Origin of the sequence: Saccharopolyspora aridisoli (genome assembly GCF_004348445.1) — a bacterium.
In the GTDB taxonomy this organism is placed as follows: domain Bacteria; phylum Actinomycetota; class Actinomycetes; order Mycobacteriales; family Pseudonocardiaceae; genus Saccharopolyspora; species Saccharopolyspora aridisoli.
Genome location: NZ_SMKV01000001.1, coordinates 272,723 through 288,747 on the forward strand (window position 1 = coordinate 272,723; position 16,025 = coordinate 288,747).

The window sequence follows — 16,025 nt, forward strand, 5'->3', positions numbered from 1 at the left end:
CGCGCACGTCAGCTGAGCGTGCGCGAGGACTCGCGCTCTTCACCGCTAACAGTACGCGTGTCCTATAAAGCCGCTCAACAAAGGGTGACCTGACTGTCGATCGCTTATGCGCACTTCCGTCAAAAAGCGCGAGTGTTTCCACCGCGGGAAGCGGCGATTCCGATGGTGGAACATCATGTGGGCCGAATGTTCGCCCAGCGGACCTCGTGAGCGCGGAAGTGGCGCCCTTCGGCGGTGTGGCACGCCAGTACCGGAGTTCGGTCCGGCGTGCTTCGATGTGCCCGTGCGCTCACCGGCCCATGATCCCCGCGCCGTCGGCCTGCCCGTGGCCGTGGCCTCTGCGATCTTCTTCGGCGGATCGGGGCCGTTCGCCAAACCGCTGATCAACGCCGGGCTGAGCCCACTGCACGTGGCCTGGTTGCGGCTGGCTGGGGGAGCGCTGCTCCTGCTGCCGGTCCTGCTGCGCCACCTGCCGGTGCTGCGCCGTGCCCCGCGCTTGATCCTCGGCTACGGGTTGTTCTCCGTCGCCGGGGTCCAGGTCTGCTACTTCGCCGCGATCGCGACCATCCCGGTCGGCGTGGCGCTGCTGATCGAGTTCCTGGGTCCGGTGCTGGTGCTGGGCTGGATCCGGTTCGTCCGCCGCGCACCGGTGAGCCGCTCCGCGGTGATCGGCGTGCTGCTGGCGGTGGTGGGCCTGGCGTGCGTGGTCGAGCTGTTCTCGGGGCTGATCTTCAACCCGCTGGGTCTGTTGCTGGGCCTGGGAGCCGCGGCGTGCCAAGCCACCTACTTCCTGCTTTCGGATTCGACGGCGGAGGTCGACCCCTTCGCGCTGGCCGGCTTCGGCCTGCTGGTGGGCGCCGTGGTGGTCACCGCGATCGCACGGCCCTGGGAGGTGGACTTCGCGCTGCTGGCGGGTCGTGTCGAGCTGGCCGGGCACCACGTCCCGGCGGTGGTCGCCGTCGGGTGGGTCGTCGTCGGGACCACCGTGCTGGCCTACCTCACCGGGATCGTCGCCGTGCGCCTGCTGTCCCCGCAGGTCGCCGGCGGCGTGGCGTTCCTCGAACCGGTGGTGGCCACGCTGCTGGCGTGGGTGCTGCTGGCGGAGGCGTTGGGACCGCCGCAACTGGTGGGCGGTGCGCTGGTGCTCATCGGCGCTTGCGTCGCGCAACGCGCCGCGCCCTTCGATCGCGACGCGCGTGCGCCGGCCGGTCCGGTCGGTTCGCCGGCGCCGTGACTCAGGCGGTGCGCAGCGCTGACCTGACCAGGTGCACGACCAGCGTCTCGATCAACGCGATGGCCGCGGCGGTGAGGATGGTCGTCAGGAATGCGGGCATCGGTGGCGTCCTCGTCCCAATCAGTGGTGCTTCGACGCCTCCGACTCTGGGGCAAGCGGGTTAGCTCGGTTCGGAAGCCAGGTGGCCGCCGGGTGAACCCGCGCCCAATTCCGCAGGTCGGGCAGGATCGAGCGTCCCACCGGCCACGTCTGCCACACCCGCATCGCCAGAGCGACGGCCACCGAAACGCCGAGCGCGATGGCCCACTGGTGCGGCAGCAGCGGGCTGCTGCCGAAGAACTGGCTGACCCCGGGCAGCTGCACCAGTGCGAACAGCACCAGCACCGAGCCCGCCGCGGCCAGCACCACCAGCGGCGTGCGCCCGCGCGAGGTCAGCGTCTGCGCCAGCTGAGCCGACACCAGCGCCACCAGACCGGCCGTGCGGGCCTGCGCGGCGGTGGCCAGCGGTCGGGTCAAGGTCCAGGCGAGGCCCGCCGCCGAGGCGGTGGCCACGGCCCGCGCGCCCACCTCGCGCGCCAGTGCGGTGCCCAACGATGCCTCCGGTCCTTCGGCCAGCAGCTTCTCGGGGGTCCGGTCGGCCGGTGGTCGTACCGCGATGGCGATCGTGGGCAGCACGTCGGTGAGCATGTTGACCACCAGCAGCTGCCGGGCGTTGAGCGCGGCCGACGGGCTGATCAGCCCGGTGCCCAGCGCGTAGCCGATCTCGCCGAGGTTGCCGCCGAGCAGCACCGCGAGCGCTTCGCGCACCGACGTCCACATGCCCCGGCCCTCGACGATGCCGTCGGTGAGCGTTTCGATGCGGTCGTCGGCGACCACCAGGTCGGCGGCGTCGCGGGCCGCCGCCGTGGCGCCCGAACCGAACGCGATCCCGACGTGCGCGAGGTTGATCGCGGGCACGTCGTTGGCGCCGTCGCCGGTCATGGCCACCACCCGACCTGCGTCCCGCAGGCAGCGGACGATGCGCGCCTTCTGCGCCGGGGTGACCCGCGCGAACACCGCGATCTTGGATGCCTCGCCCGCCAGCTGCTCGTCGTCGAGCTCGTCGAGATCGGCTCCGGCCAGCACCCTCTTGTCGCCTAGCATCCCCAGCTCGGCGGCGATGGCCTCGGCGGTGCTGGGGTGATCACCGGTGATCATGATGACGTCCACGCCCGCGCGGCCCAGCTGTTCCACGGCATCCGCCGCGGTGGCGTGCACCGGATCGGCCAGGCCGAGCAGACCGACGAGTTCGAGCTCGTCCACATCGGACTCGGTGAGCGCGTAGTCCTCGCCCACCCGGCGCTCGGCGACCGCCAGCAGCCGGAAACCGCGCAGTGCCAGGTGTTCGACCTCGGTCTCGACGTCGGCGCGGGCCTCGGTGTCGAACGAGCGCGACGCCCCGTTCCGCCGCCAGCTCGTGCACTTGTCCAGCACCACTTCGGGGGCGCCCTTGACCGACAGCAGTCGGTCGGTGTGCACGGCGTGGAAACCGCGCGACGGTTCGAAGGGCAGCTCGGCCAGCACCTCGCCGTCGGCGGTCAGCCCGATCTCGCAGGCGCCGTCGAGCACCGCGCGGTCGGTCGGGTGCGGCAGCGGGTGGTCGTCCTGCGGGCGCGGGGTGGCGCGCAGGGCGGCGGTCACGACCTCCCGGTGCGCGCTCTGCAGCTCGTGCACGCCCCGGGAGTCGCGGCCGTCGGAGACCTCGCCGAGCGCGATCCGGCCCTGGGTGAGCGTGCCGGTCTTGTCGAAGCACAGCGCGTCGACCCGGCCGAGCGCCTCGATGGTGGCGGGGCTGCGCACCAGCACGCCGCGCTTGGACATGCGACGCGCCGCGGCGAGCTCGGCCAGGGTCGCCACGAACGGCAAGCCCTCGGGCACCGCGGCCACCGCCAGACCGACCGACCGCGCCACGGTCTGGCCCATCGGCACCCCGCGCAGCAGGTCGGACGCGAACAGCAGCGCGCCCGCGCCTATGGAGACCGGCAGCACCTTCTTGGTCAGCTCCGCCAGCCTCGCTTCGACACCGGTCGCATCGTCGGTCCCGGTGACCTGGGCGGTGGTGCGGCCCAGCTCGGTGTGCGAACCGACCGCGACCGCCACCGCGAGCCCGGTACCGCTGGCGATCACCGTGCCCCGGTAGAGCATGCTGGTGCGGTCGGCGACCGCGGGCGCGGTGGTGGGTGCGGCGGTCTTGGTGACGAGGTGGGATTCGCCGGTCAACCCGGACTCGTCGACCTCCAGCGACTCCACCGACAGCAACCGGCAGTCCGCCGGAACGCCGTCGCCCGCGCGCAGTTCGACGACGTCGCCGGGGACGAGCTCGTCGGACGAGACGATCTCGGTGTTGCCTCCTCGGCGTCGCCGCGCCGGTGTCCGCCCGGAGGACAGCAGCTTGGCGAGCTCGCGGTCGGTGGCGGCGCGCTGGACGCCGTCGATGAGCGCACTCGCCAGCAGCACTCCGCAGATCAGCCCGGCGTCGACGACCGACCCGAGACCCGCGGAGATCACCGCGCCTGCGCCCAACACCGGCGTGATCGGGGTGATCAACCCCTCGACGGTCGCCGCGAACACGCCCACCGGAGCGTGACCGTCGTCTGGTGGGCGGTGTCGCTCGGCGGCGGAGGACGCCGCGAGCCCCTGCTCAGATGTGTCCAGTGTGGACAGGACGGTGGTGGTGGGCATCGCGTGCCACGGCGTGCGTTCGCGGGGGAGCGGCGGTGGTCTGGTGGTGACGCGGAGGGCGACCCAGGCGCCGGTTGCGTAGGCCGCCAACGTCGCGGCGTGCACCGGCATCGAAGCGCGGGCGGGGGCGCCGGAGGCCGGGCCGAACGCGGCGAACAGCGCACCCAGGAGCGCTCCCGCCGCCGAGATGCCCGCTGCGTACCTGCTCGCCGCCCGAGCCTCCCCGGCCGAGCCCAGCAGCAGGTCGAGCACCGCGGCGCTCGGGCAGATCACGTCCGCGGCCCAGGCTGCGGGGTCCGATGGGGACAGACCGATGCCCAGGTCCGCGGCGGCCAGGCCGTCGCCGTCGAGGTGCGAGACCACCGCGACGACGGCGCCGTCATCTTGCAGTGCGCGCACCGAGTCGGCCAGCTCGGAACCGCCCGGCACCGACCCGTCGACGGGCAGCCGGCGCTCCATCCCGGACCCGGTCACGAGCACCTCGGCGGCGACTGATCGGGCGGTGTCGACCAGGGCTTCGGCGAGCGGGTCGAGCTCGTCGGCGACCACCACGAGAGCCACCGTCCGTCCATCGTGGACCAGACCGAGAACCGTCGCACCACAAGCGGTTTCGGCCTCCGCCGCACGCCGGGCCTCCAGCGGGTGGTCCAACTCGTCCAGCGGGGCGACCGACCAGTTCCCGCTGCTGCGGTGGGCGACGGGATCGGCGGGGTCGACGAGCTCACCCGCGCGGGTGAACAGCTCCGAGGATTCCCCGCCGTCGTCCAACGGGATCACCGAGTCGACCACGCGCCGTCCGGTCAGCAGGGCTGGGGAGTCGAAGACGACCGCGTCCACGCGGTCCAGCAGCCGCAGCGCGTCCGGTTCCAGGACGAGCGCTCCCCGCGAGGCCAGCGACGTGCTCAACGTCGTGGCGAACGCCTCGCGCCCGCCGGCGGCGGGCTTGGGAACCGCGGCCAGCAGCGCCGCCAGCGCGCGTTGCGGAGCGCGCGACAGCGCGTAGGCGGTCACCGCACCGCCCAGCGCCGCGCCACCCGATGCGTTGGCGACCCGTTCCACGGGACCGTCGGGAACCGGGCGGGGGCGAGGCCGGTGCGCGAGCGCGGGGCAGGCGTGCGGCAGCGCGTCCTCCCAGTGCTGCCAGGCCTGGTTGCGCGCGAGCGTCTCGCGCGCGGAGCAGAAGCGTCCGCACAGATCGGTCAGCGCACCCAGCGGACTCCCGGACAGGCCCTGCCCGGCCGCCCCGCCGAGCGCCAGCGCCAGGTCCAGCGGTCCGCGCCCGACCACGCGCTGCAGGCCACCGCGCATCCACGGCACCGAGTCGACCAGCGACACCGCCGCGGGCACCAGCGGCGACACCAAGCGGCCGGGAAGGAGCGCGCCCAGTCCCGCGTAGCCCAGGCCCAGCACGCCGACCGCCAAGGCGCCGGCGTCGCGCAGCACGGCCTCGGCGTTGCCCGGGTGCCGCTCGCTGCGCGGCGCCACGTCCTGGTCTCCCAGGCCGAAACCGCTCTCGACCTCGGCGATGATCCGCGAGGGTTCGGTGAGGTCGGGCAGTTCGGGGTCGTGCTCGACGACCACGCGCCCGAGCACCCCGTTGACCTCGGCGCTGCGCACCCCGGCGAGCTCGCTCAGCCGGCGCTTCACCTCGCGGACGGCGTCGTCGTTGCCGGGGAGGTGCGCACCCCGCATCTCCAGGTGGCTGCGTTCGCGTCCGCGCCAGGTCCGGCGGTCACCGGGCGAGGTGGTGGCCGCGCGGGCAGCCTGCAGCACCGGTGCGGCGACTTCGGTGGCTTGCGACAGCAGCCAACGCAGCATCGGCGCCCCCAGCGTGGTCAGTCCGACTCGTCGCCCTGGTGCGCGTTGCGCTGCACCACGGCCGCTCCGATGCCGATCGCGGCGGCGACGGGCCACTCGATGACGCTCAGCGCCGCTGCCGCCGTCAGCCCGCCGTAGAACAGCAGCTGGTCGCGGGAGGGGAGCGCCCCGCGCACGGCGGTCACCGTCGAGGCGACCTCGTTGCGGCCGGGGATCCCAGGCAGCGGGATGTTCGTGGTGTGCAGCTGCGCGGTCACGTACGGCACGGGAATCGAAGCACCTGATGAGGTCGAGGATGTCCTGCCGGTCGTGGGTGACTCGGTGCTCGAGGGCGTCCTGCCGGTCGTGGGTGACTCGGTGCTCGAGGATGTCCTGCCGGTCGTGGGTGACTCGGTGCTCGAGGATGTCCTGCCGGTCGTGGGTGACTCGGTGCTCGAGGATGTCCTGCCGGTCGTGGGTGACTCGGTGCTCGAGGGCGTCCTGCCGGTCGTGCGGCCGTGCTCCGACGTCGGACGCCTCCGGCCTGGCTGCGCGGATCCGGTGCTGTTGCTGGGCATGGCGACGACCTCCTAGCGGAACCGACGGCGCAACCAATGCTACGACGAACGGAGCATGGATGTCGGGTGAACAGACCAGGTGAGCGGACTGCCGGCACCCTCCGCGGTCGATCAGGCCGCGTAGACGTCGTCGCGCACGGCGGCGCGGTAGCGCTGGGCGACGAGCTCGATCACCGCCGGGTGGACGCCGATCGGATCGGCGACCCCGGCGACTCGGAGGTCGGCGAGGCGGCGGTGGAACAGTCCAGGTGCCAGCAGGTAAGGCGCGATGAAATGACCCGGCGCGCACACCGCATCGGTGGCCGGGCTCGCCGTGGTGATGTAGCTGGGCGTGAGCCACTGCCCGCAGCGCCGACCCAGCAACCGTGCGGCGGCGCGCACGTCCGACAGCGCGCGCTCGTCCGAGGAACCCGCCGCGGAGAACAGCACCCGGTCGCCCGGCCGCCACCCGGCTGCGCGCAGCCGGTCCAGCAGCGCCGCGGTGATCTCCGGTGCCGGACCCAGCGGTTCGGTGATCGTCACGTCCTCGCGGCCGGTGGCGCGGATCTGCGCGGGCAGGTCGACGCGCACGTGGTAGCCGGCCGCCAGGAACGCGGGCAGCGCCACGACCGGACCGGGAGCGGACGCCAGCGCTTCGGCCACGGTCGGGCCGATGACGTCGACGTAGCCGACGTGCACCGGCACGTCCAGGCGTGCCGAGGCGGCCTCGGCCAGCTCCTCGACCACCCGCGGACCCCCTGGGTCGCGGGTTCCGTGGGCGACCAGCAGCAACGGCGGGTTCACAGCGCATCGGCGCATCGCGGGGAGTCCCTCATCGGTTCCAGCGGAAGTCGGTATCCGCGTTTGATCACGGTCTGCACCAGCTGCGGCGCGCCCAGCGCCGAGCGCAGCCGGGCCACGGCCTGCTCGACCGCGTGCTCGTCGGCGGTCCCTCCGGCGCAGTGCAGCGCCTCGGCCAGCGCCCGCCGCGAGACCACCCGGCCCGGTCGTTCGGCCAACGCCCGCAGCAACGTTTTGCCCTGCGGGGACAGCTGTTTGACCTCACCGTCGAGGATGGCCGCGTGCCCGCGCAGCTGGAGGTCGTGACCTGCCACCGGCAGCGTCGGCGAGCGCATCGGCAGCGCCTCGGACAGCGCGCGCACCAACGCGCCGATGCGGAAGCGTTCCGGGATCACCGCCGCCACGCCGTGATCGGCCAGCGGCGCGTGCGTCACCGGACCCACGCAGGCCGCCAGCACCGGGCCGCGCAGCGCGGTCAGCAGTTCCTCGCGGCAGCCGCGCTCGGCGGCCAGCGACAGCAGGCTCGCCGCTGCGGGTGCGCTGGTGAAGGTCACCGCGTCGATCTGCTGCGCGCACACCGCGGACAGCAGGTTCTCCAGCGCGGTGATGTCGGCCGGGGCCGCCCACCGGTACACCGGGACCTCGATGACCTCCGCCCCGGCGCACTCCAGGGCCTCGACGAAGTCCGGCAGCGGCTGGCCGTGCAGCTGCACCGCGATCCGCAAGCCCTCCAGCGGTCCGCCGAGCAGGTTCTCCAGCAGCTCCGCCGAGGACTCCGAGTCCGGTGACCACGGGTCGGGCAACCCGGCCGCCCGCACCGCGCCTCGCGCCTTCGGACCGCGGGCCAGCAGCCGAGCAGGGGCCAGCGCCGCGAGCAACTCCGTTCCCACGCCCCAGCCGTCGGCGGCCTCCACCCAGCCTCGGAACCCGATACCGGTGGTGGCGACCACGGCATCGGGCGGCTGCGCGATGCAGGCGTCGGTGACCCGCCGCAGTTCGGTGTCGTCGGACAGCGGCAGGATCCGCAGCGCCGGTCCGTGCACGACCCGGGCACCACGTCGTTCGAGCAGGGTGCCGAGCTCGTCCGCCCGCCTGGCCGCGGTCACGGCGACGGTGTAGCCGGTGAGTTCTTCGCTCAAGGGAGCGCGACCTCCACCAACGCCGCGCGCCGCCGCACCGGGAACACCGGCAGCCGCGTTCCGGGATCGTCCAGGCACTGCCCGGTGCGCAGCGAGAACACCTGCTTGAGCATCGGGGAGGCCACGGTGGGCTCGCCCGCCCGGTCGCCGACGATGCCGCGGCTGATCACCCCGGCCCCGCAGTACGGGTCGACGTTGCCCACCGCGAACAGCTGGTCGTCGTGGGTGCGGAACACTGCCACCGGGTGGTCGCCCACGAGCACCGGAACGCCGTACTCGGGCAGCAGCAGGTCGATGTCGCAGATCTGGTGCCAGTTCACGAGTGGACCTCCTGGGTGTGGGAGCTGATCGAGGGCATCGGCAGGACCACCGGGCCCGGCCGGACCTGACCGCGCTCCGAGATGAAGCGGATGGTGGGGTCCGGGGCGTCCGGAGCGTTGACGAAGGACACGAACCGGGAGAGCTTGCCCGGGTCGGCGAGCACTCCCGCCCACTCGTCGGAGTAGGTGTCGACGTGGCGCCGCATCGCGGCTTCCAACTCGCCGGCGATGCCGAGGGAGTCCTCGACGATGACGTCCTTGAGGTGCTCCAGGCCGCCGTCGAGCGATTCCACCCACGCCGAGGTGCGCTGCAACCGGTCGGCGGTGCGCACGTAGAACATCAGGAACCGGTCGATGAGCTGGATCAACCGCTCGTCGTCGAGGTCGGCGGCGAGCAGCTCGGCGTGGCGCGGGGTGAACCCACCGTTGCCGCCGACGTAGAGGTTCCAGCCCTTGTCGGTGGCGATGACGCCGAAGTCCTTGCCGCGAGCCTCCGCGCACTCGCGGGCGCAGCCCGACACCGCCGACTTGAGCTTGTGCGGTGAGCGCAGGCCCCGGTAGCGCAGCTCCAGCCGGATCGCCATGCTCACCGAGTCCTGCACGCCGTAGCGGCACCAGTCGTTCCCGACGCAGGACTTCACGGTCCGCAGCGCCTTGCCGTAGGCGTGACCGGATTCGAAACCGGCGTCCACCAGACGCTTCCAGACCTCCGGCAGCTGCTCCACCCGCGCGCCGAACAGGTCGATTCGCTGGCCACCGGTGATCTTGGTGTAGAGGCCGAACTCCTTGGCCACCTCGCCGAGCACGATGAGCTTGTCCGGAGTGATCTCGCCGCCGGGGATGCGCGGCACCACCGAGTAGGTGCCGTTGCGCTGGATGTTGGCCAGGAACCGGTCGTTGGTGTCCTGCAGCGCGGCCTGCTCGCCGTCGAGGATGTGACCGTTGCCGAGGCTGGCCAGGATCGAGGCCACTGCGGGCTTGCAGATGTCGCAGCCGCGTCCCGTCCCGTGCTTGGTGATCAGTTCGGAGAACGATCCGATACCGGTGGCCTGCGCGATCTCGAACAGCTCCGCCCGCGACTGGCCGAAGTGCTCGCACAGCGCCTTGGACGTCGCCACGCCGCAGTCGGTGAGCAGCGTTTTGAGCATCGGCACGCACGAACCGCAGCTGGTGCCCGCCTTGGTGCAGGACTTGACTTCGCCGACCTCGGTGAGCCCGTGCTCGGCGATGGCGCAGGTGATCCGGCCCTTGGTGACGTTGTTGCAGGAGCACACCGTGGCGTCGTCGGGCAGCGCACCGGAGTCCGCACCGGATCCGGCGGGCAGCAGCAGCTGCTCGGGCGGCGCGGGGAGTTCGCGGTCCACCAGCGGTCGCAGCACCGCGTAGGCGCCGGCGTCACCGACCAGCACACCGCCCAGCAGCACGCGGGCGTCGTCGGAGAGCACCAGCTTGGCGTAGGTGCCAGCCGCGTTGTTGGCGTAGACGACCTCCAGCGCGCCCTCGGTGGTGCCGTGGGCGTCACCGAAGCTGGCGACGTCGACGCCGAGGAGCTTGAGCTTCGTCGACGTGTCGGCACCGGGGAACGTGCCCTCGCCCAGCTCCAGGAGCTGTTCGGCGACGCCCTCGGCCATGGCGTATCCCGGCGCGACCAGGCCGTAGCAGCGGCCGTCGACCGCCGCGCACTCGCCGATGGCCCACACCCCGTCGACGGTGGTGCGGCACGCCTCGTCGACCAGGAAACCACCGCGCTCACCGCGCGCCGCACCGGCGAGCTCGGCGAGCTCGTCGCGCGGACGCACCCCGGCGGAGAACACCACCAGGTCGGTGTCGATGACGGTGCCGTCGGCGAGCCTGACGCCGGTGACGTGCTCCTCGCCGTCGATCGACGCGGTGGCGGATCCGGCGTGGATGGTCAGGCCCAGCTCCTCGACGAGACCACGCAGCACCTGCCCGCCGCCCTCGTCGACCTGCAGCGGCATCAGCCTCGGGGCCATCTCCACCACGTGCGGGCGCATTCCCAGCAGCCGCAACGCGTTCGCGGCCTCCAAACCGAGCAGCCCACCGCCGATGACCACGCCGTCGCGGCCTTCGGTGGCCGCACCGCGGATCGCGTCCAGGTCCTCGATGGTGCGGTAGACGAACGTGCCGGGAAGCCGGTGACCGGGCACCGGCGGCACGAACGGCTCCGACCCGGTCGCCAGGACCAGCGCGTCGTAGGTCAGCGACTCGCCGTCGGCCAGCGTCACCGCGCGGGCGCCGGTGTCCACACCGGTCACCGCGGTGTTCAGGCGCAACTCGACCATCGGGTCGTCGAGGACGTCCTGGCCGGTCAGGCTGAGGTCCTCGGCGCTCTTGCCGTCGAGGTAGGACGACAGCGCCACCCGGTCGTAGGCGGGGCGTGGCTCCTCGCTGAGCACGACGATCCGCCAGGTGTTGGCCTCATCGCGTTCGCGGAGCGTTTCAACGAGCCGGTGGCCGACCATCCCGTGGCCGACGACGACGAGCGTGCGGGTCATGCCGCGCCCTCCCTTTCTGATTCGATGCGATCCGCCAAGGAGCTGGACAGCCGGCCGACATCGTCGACGCAGCCACCGCAGCCGGTGGTCGCCCGCGTTGCCCTGGCCAGTTCGGCGACCGAGCGGGCACCGGCGTGCCAGGCGCTGATCAGGGACTTCTTGGTGACGTTGTTGCAGCGGCACAGCACCGCGTCCTCGGGCAGCTCCACCGGTGCGCCAGGCACCGCGGGGGTGCCCAGCAGCAGCGACAGGCGATCGGCCGGCATCGGCAAGTCGCGGTCGTGCAGCTGGCTGATCGCGGCGATCGCGGCCGGGAAGCCCAGCAGGACCGCGCCGGAGATCCGCCCGGAGTGCAGCGCGAGCTTGGCGTAGCGGCCGCGCGCTGGGTCCGAGAGCGTGACGATCTCGGCGTCGGCGGAGCTGAGAGCGCGCACCGATCCGACCGACGCCAGGTCGATGCCGCGAGCCTGCAGCCGCGACACCACCGGTGTTCCGCAGTAGGTGGCATCGCGCCCGGTCAGGTGCGCGGCCAGCACCTCGGCCTGCTCCCACGCCGAGGCCACCAGACCGGGCGTGGCGCCCCGGTGCTCGGCGCAGTCGCCGATGGCGTGGACGTGCGGGTCGCTGGTGCGCAGCTGGTCGTCGACGACCACACCGCGGTTGACCGACACCCCGGCGCGCTGCGCGAGCGCCACCTCAGGCCACACCCCGGTGCAGGCCACCACCAGCTCGGCGGGCACTTCGGAACCGTCGCCGAGCAGCAGCGTCCCGGACCGGTGCGCGGTCGCCTTCACACCCGTCCGGACGTCGACACCGAGCGCGCGCAGGCGTTCTGCCAGGATCCGGCCGCCGGCTTCGTCGAGCTGGCGCTCCATGAGGTGCGGCTCGCGGTGCACCAGCGTCACCTGACGGCCACGGGTCAGCAGCGCCCGCGCGGACTCCACCCCGAGCATCCCGCCGCCGAGCACCGCGACCGGACCCCTCGTGGTCTCCAGACGAGCGCAGTCGGCGAGGGTGCGCAGCGCGGTGAGCTGGTCGGCACCCAATCCCAGGATCTCGGGCACCAGCGGTCGTGAACCCGTGGCCAGCACCAGCGCGTCGTAGCCGAACTCGCGGCCGCCGGCGGTGCGCACCGAGCGCTGCGCGCGATCCACGTCGGTCACCACGGCGTCCTGGTGCACCTCGGCGTCCAGACCCGGCAGGCTCACCGCGGCGGCCGACAGCGAACCGTCGAGGACCGAGCTGAGCAGCACCCGGTTGTAGGCGCCGCGCCCCTCGGCGCCGAGCACGGTGATCGGGCCGTCGTGGCCCTGCGCGCGCAGCCGCTCGACCAGCCGGTGCGCGGCCGGGCCGTTGCCGACCACGACCACCCGGCCGGCGACGCGGTTGAGGGGCAGCGCGGTGCTCATGGCGTCACCACCTCCCGGTGGGGTTCGATGCGCACCGCGCTGACCTTGAACTCCGGCATCCGGCTGCGCGGGTCCAGCGCGTCCCCGGTGAGCAGGTTGGCGCGCCCCTCGCCGGGGAAGTGGAACGGGAGGAACACCGTGTCGGTGCGCATCGTCGGTACCAGCCGCACCGCGGCGATCGTGCTGCCGCGCGATGAGGAGACCCGGGCCAGCGCGCCTTCGGCGAGCCCGGCGCGAGTGGCGGTGTCCGGGTGCACCTCGACGAACACCTCGGGCGCGGCGTCGTTGAGCTCGGCGACGCGGCGCGTCTGCGCACCGGACTGGTACTGCGCCAGCACGCGCCCGGTGGTGGCGGTCAGCGGGAACTCCTCCGCCGGGACGTCGCCGGCATCGCGGTGCTCGACCGCCGCGAACCTCGCCCGGCCGTCGGCGTGGGCGAACCCGTCGAGGAAAAGCCGCGGCGTGCCGGGGTGTTCGCCGTCCGGGCACGGCCAGTGCAGCGCTTCGCCGGCGTCGAGGCGCTGGTAGCTGATGCCGGAGTAGTCGGCCTTGCCGCCGGCCGAAGCGCGGCGCAGCTCGTCGAAGACCTCGCGCGCGGTGGTGGGGTAGCGGTGGCCGGGCTCGCCGAGCCGGGTCGCGATGCCGCGCAGCACCTCCAGGTCGCTGCGCGCGTGGCCTGGAGGCACCTGCAACCGGCGGCGCCGCAGGACGCGGCCCTCCAGGTTGGTCATGGTGCCCTCTTCCTCGGCCCACTGGGTCACCGGCAGCACCACGTCGGCCAGCTCGGTGGTCTCCGAGGGGACGAAATCGGCCACCACCAGCAGGTCCAGGGACTGCAACCGGCGGACGACGTGCTCGGCGCGCGGTGCCGACACCGCGGGGTTGGAGCCGAAGACCAGCAGCGCGCGCGGGCCGTCCGAGGTGCCCAGCGCGTCGAGCAGCTCGTAGGCCGAGCGACCCGGACCGGGCAGCACCTCCGGCAGCACGCCCCAGACCTCGGCGACGTGCTCGCGCGCGGCCTGATCGGTGATCATCCGGTAGCCGGGCAGCTGGTCGGCCTTCTGCCCGTGCTCCCGACCGCCCTGCCCGTTGCCCTGGCCGGTCAAGCATCCGTAGCCGGCACCCGCTCGCCCTGGGAGGCCCAGCACCAGCGCGAGGTTGATGAACCCGGAAACGGTGTCCACGCCCTTGCTGTGCTGTTCGGCGCCCCGGCCGGTGAGCACGTAGGCGCTGCCCGCCTCGGCGAGCATCCGCACCGCCCGGCGCTGCTCGCACACCGGGACCCCGGTGACGCGCTCGACGCGCTCCGGCCACCACGACATCGCGCGCTGCCACGCGGCGTCGAAGTCGCGGGTGCGCTCGCCGATGAAGGCGGTGTTGCTGAAGCCGTCTGCCACCGCGATGTGCAGCAGTCCCAGCGCCAGCGCGAGATCCGTGCCCGGCAGCGGCTGCAGGTGCAGTGCCGCCTGCTCCGCCGTTGCGGTCCTGCGCGGGTCGATGACGATCAGCTCCGGCGAGCGCAGGTGCTGCATCAGCGGCGGCATCGTCTCCGCCGGGTTGGCCCCGGCGAGCAGGACCACGTCCGCGCCGCCGAGATCGGTCACCGGGAACGGCAGCCCACGGTCCAGCCCGAACGCCGCCGTCCCGGCCGCCGCCGCCGAGGACATGCAGAACCGGCCGTTGTAGTCGATCTGGCTCGTGCCCAGCGCCAGCCGTGCGAACTTGCCCAGCAGGTACGCCTTCTCATTGGTCAGCCCACCACCGCCGAACACCCCGATGGCGTCGGGACCGCGCTCGGCCCGGATGGCGTCGAGGCGCGCCGCGATCGTGTCGAACGCGGTCTCCCAGGACACCCGGACGAGCTCGCCGTCGCGGCGCAGCATCGGGTGGCGCAACCGGTCGGGGACGTCCAGCAGCGCCGGAGCGGTCCAGCCCTTCTGGCACAGCCCGCCGCGGTTGACCGGGAAGTCCGTGGGTCGCACCGAAACCCCGCGCCGCTCGCGCGTGAGCCGGGTGCCGCACTGCAGAGCGCAGTACGGGCAGTGGGTGGCCACGGTGCGGACCTCAGGCACGGCCGGCCTCCGCGGTCCGCTTCTCCGCCGCCCGCAGCGGGGTCTGCCCCGGCTTGAGCGAACCCCGCAGGTACACCGCCCAGGTCACCAGCACGCACACCACGTAGTAGGCGAGGAACACCGCCAGCGCCGCGTCACCGCTGGCCGCCGCACCGCCGTAGGAGGCGCGGAACGCCAGGTTGATGCCCACCCCGCCGAGCGCGCCGATCGCCCCGGCGATGCCGATCACCGCACCCGAGAGCCGCCGCGCCTTCGCGAAGGCCGCCGCGGCCTCGCCACCGGAGGTGACCTCGTCCTCGGCCTCGGCGGCGTAGACCGCCGGGATCATCTTGTAGGTCGAGCCGTTGCCGAGCCCGGTCAGCAGGAACAGCGCGATGAACGCCGTGACGTACAACCCGAGCGAGCCCTGCGCCGAGGCCACCAGCAGCACCGCGACGCCGAGGGCCATCAGCACGAAGTTCCACGCCGTCACCCGAGCACCGCCGATCCGGTCGGCCAGCCAGCCGCCCAGCGGCCGCGACAGCGAACCCATCAGCGGGCCCAGGAACGTCCAGCTCGCCGCCTGCAACGGGGTGAAGCCGAACTCGGTCTGCAGCACCAGCCCGAACGCGAAGCTGTAGCCGATGAACGAACCGAAGGTGCCCACGTACAGCGAGGAGATCCACCAGGTGTGCCTGCTGGCGCACGCCTCCAGCAGCGCACCCGGTTTGGCCTTGATCGCGTCGACGTTGTCCATGAACAGCGCCGCGCACACAGCCGACACCGCGATCAGCGGCAGGTAGATCGCCGCCACGTACGACGGGTGCGTGTTGCCGGCGAAGGCGATCACCAGCAGGCCGACCACCTGGATGGTGGCGACACCGATGTTGCCGCCACCGGCGTTGAGCCCCAGCGCCCAGCCCTGCAACCGCTGCGGGAAGAAGATCGTGATGTTGGTCATCGACGAGGCGAAGTTGCCGCCGCCGACACCGGCGGTGGCGCCGATGAGCATGAACACCCACAGCGGAGTTCCCGGCTGCTGCACGAAGTGGAAGGCCAGTCCGGCCGGCACCAGCAGCGCCACCGAGCTGAAGATCGTCCAGTTGCGTCCGCCGAAGCGGGTCACCGCCGCCGCGTAGGGCAACCGCAGCACCGCGCCCACCAGGTTCGGCGTGATCACCAGCAGGAACTTCTCGGAAGGGGTGAAGGGCAGGCCGATGTCCGGGCCCATGAACAGCACCAGGACCGACCAGATGCTCCAGACGGAGAAGCCGATGTGCTCGGAGATGATCGAGAAGATGAGGTTCCGGCGTGCGACGTGCTTGCCGGTGGATTCCCAGAGGTCCTCGTCCTCGGGGTCCCAACCCTCGATCCAGCGGCCTCTCGGGGCCCGTGCGCTCGTGGTCAACGCGGCTCCTCTCAACGGGGTGCTCCGAAGGTAGGAATCGGCTGTTTCCCCGGTGGTTGCCGCGCGTTACCG

11 protein-coding genes are annotated in these 16,025 nt (G+C 72.7%); 2 read left to right on the forward strand and 9 right to left on the reverse strand.

Going from position 1 to position 16,025, the window contains the following annotated elements:
* The first annotated feature begins 283 nt into the window (after positions 1-283).
* Positions 284-1,234 (forward strand): EamA family transporter, encoded by a 951-nt coding sequence (locus tag E1161_RS01280; RefSeq protein WP_235874696.1) that lies wholly within the window; start codon positions 284-286, stop codon positions 1,232-1,234.
* Positions 1,235-1,354: 120 nt separating this feature from the next.
* Here E1161_RS01280 and E1161_RS01285 read toward each other — a convergent pair whose 3' ends face one another.
* Both E1161_RS01285 and E1161_RS01290 read right to left on the reverse strand, forming a co-directional pair.
* Complete coding sequence (locus E1161_RS01285; RefSeq protein ID WP_132618609.1) at positions 1,355-5,773, reverse strand: cation-translocating P-type ATPase; 4,419 nt, start codon at positions 5,771-5,773, stop codon at positions 1,355-1,357.
* A 17-nt stretch (positions 5,774-5,790) separates the two neighbouring features.
* Positions 5,791-6,039: a hypothetical protein gene (locus E1161_RS01290; protein ID WP_235874697.1), complete on the reverse strand. Its 249-nt coding sequence runs from the start codon at positions 6,037-6,039 to the stop codon at positions 5,791-5,793.
* A gap of 43 nt (positions 6,040-6,082) precedes the next feature.
* Here E1161_RS01290 and E1161_RS01295 point away from each other — a divergent pair, with 43 nt between their 5' ends.
* On the forward strand, positions 6,083-6,346 hold the full coding sequence (locus E1161_RS01295) for a hypothetical protein (RefSeq protein ID WP_132618611.1): 264 nt from the start codon (positions 6,083-6,085) through the stop codon (positions 6,344-6,346).
* A gap of 95 nt (positions 6,347-6,441) precedes the next feature.
* Here E1161_RS01295 and E1161_RS01300 read toward each other — a convergent pair whose 3' ends face one another.
* From E1161_RS01300 to E1161_RS01330, 7 genes are read right to left on the reverse strand one after another with little or no spacing between them, the layout of a single operon-like run.
* Positions 6,442-7,113, reverse strand: coding sequence for a sirohydrochlorin chelatase (locus E1161_RS01300; protein WP_235874698.1), 672 nt, complete (start codon positions 7,111-7,113; stop codon positions 6,442-6,444).
* Entirely contained in the window at positions 7,110-8,249 is a 1,140-nt protein-coding gene (locus E1161_RS01305) for a uroporphyrinogen-III synthase (protein WP_132618615.1), read from the reverse strand. The genes E1161_RS01300 and E1161_RS01305 overlap by 4 nt, the downstream gene beginning before the upstream one ends.
* Positions 8,246-8,569: a nitrite reductase small subunit NirD gene (gene nirD, locus E1161_RS01310; protein ID WP_132618617.1), complete on the reverse strand. Its 324-nt coding sequence runs from the start codon at positions 8,567-8,569 to the stop codon at positions 8,246-8,248. The genes E1161_RS01305 and nirD overlap by 4 nt, the downstream gene beginning before the upstream one ends.
* A complete protein-coding gene (gene nirB / locus E1161_RS01315) occupies positions 8,566-11,085 on the reverse strand; it encodes a nitrite reductase large subunit NirB (RefSeq protein WP_132618619.1) in 2,520 nt (839 codons plus the stop codon). Before nirB ends, nirD begins: the two co-directional genes overlap by 4 nt.
* Positions 11,082-12,494 carry an FAD-dependent oxidoreductase gene (locus E1161_RS01320; RefSeq protein ID WP_132618621.1) on the reverse strand — a complete coding sequence of 471 codons (1,413 nt, stop codon included), beginning with the start codon at positions 12,492-12,494 and terminating at the stop codon, positions 11,082-11,084. The genes nirB and E1161_RS01320 overlap by 4 nt, the downstream gene beginning before the upstream one ends.
* Entirely contained in the window at positions 12,491-14,566 is a 2,076-nt protein-coding gene (locus E1161_RS01325; protein ID WP_132618623.1) for a molybdopterin oxidoreductase family protein, read from the reverse strand. The genes E1161_RS01320 and E1161_RS01325 overlap by 4 nt, the downstream gene beginning before the upstream one ends.
* Positions 14,559-15,953: a nitrate/nitrite transporter gene (locus E1161_RS01330; RefSeq protein WP_132618625.1), complete on the reverse strand. Its 1,395-nt coding sequence runs from the start codon at positions 15,951-15,953 to the stop codon at positions 14,559-14,561. The genes E1161_RS01325 and E1161_RS01330 overlap by 8 nt, the downstream gene beginning before the upstream one ends.
* Positions 15,954-16,025: the final 72 nt, after the last annotated feature.

Coding starts and splice junctions, on each gene's coding strand:
- E1161_RS01285 (WP_132618609.1), bottom strand. CDS start 5,773: ATGCTGCGTTGGCTGCTGTCGCAAGCCACCGAAGTCGCCGCACCGGTG.
- nirB (WP_132618619.1), bottom strand. CDS start 11,085: ATGACCCGCACGCTCGTCGTCGTCGGCCACGGGATGGTCGGCCACCGG.
- E1161_RS01320 (WP_132618621.1), bottom strand. CDS start 12,494: ATGAGCACCGCGCTGCCCCTCAACCGCGTCGCCGGCCGGGTGGTCGTG.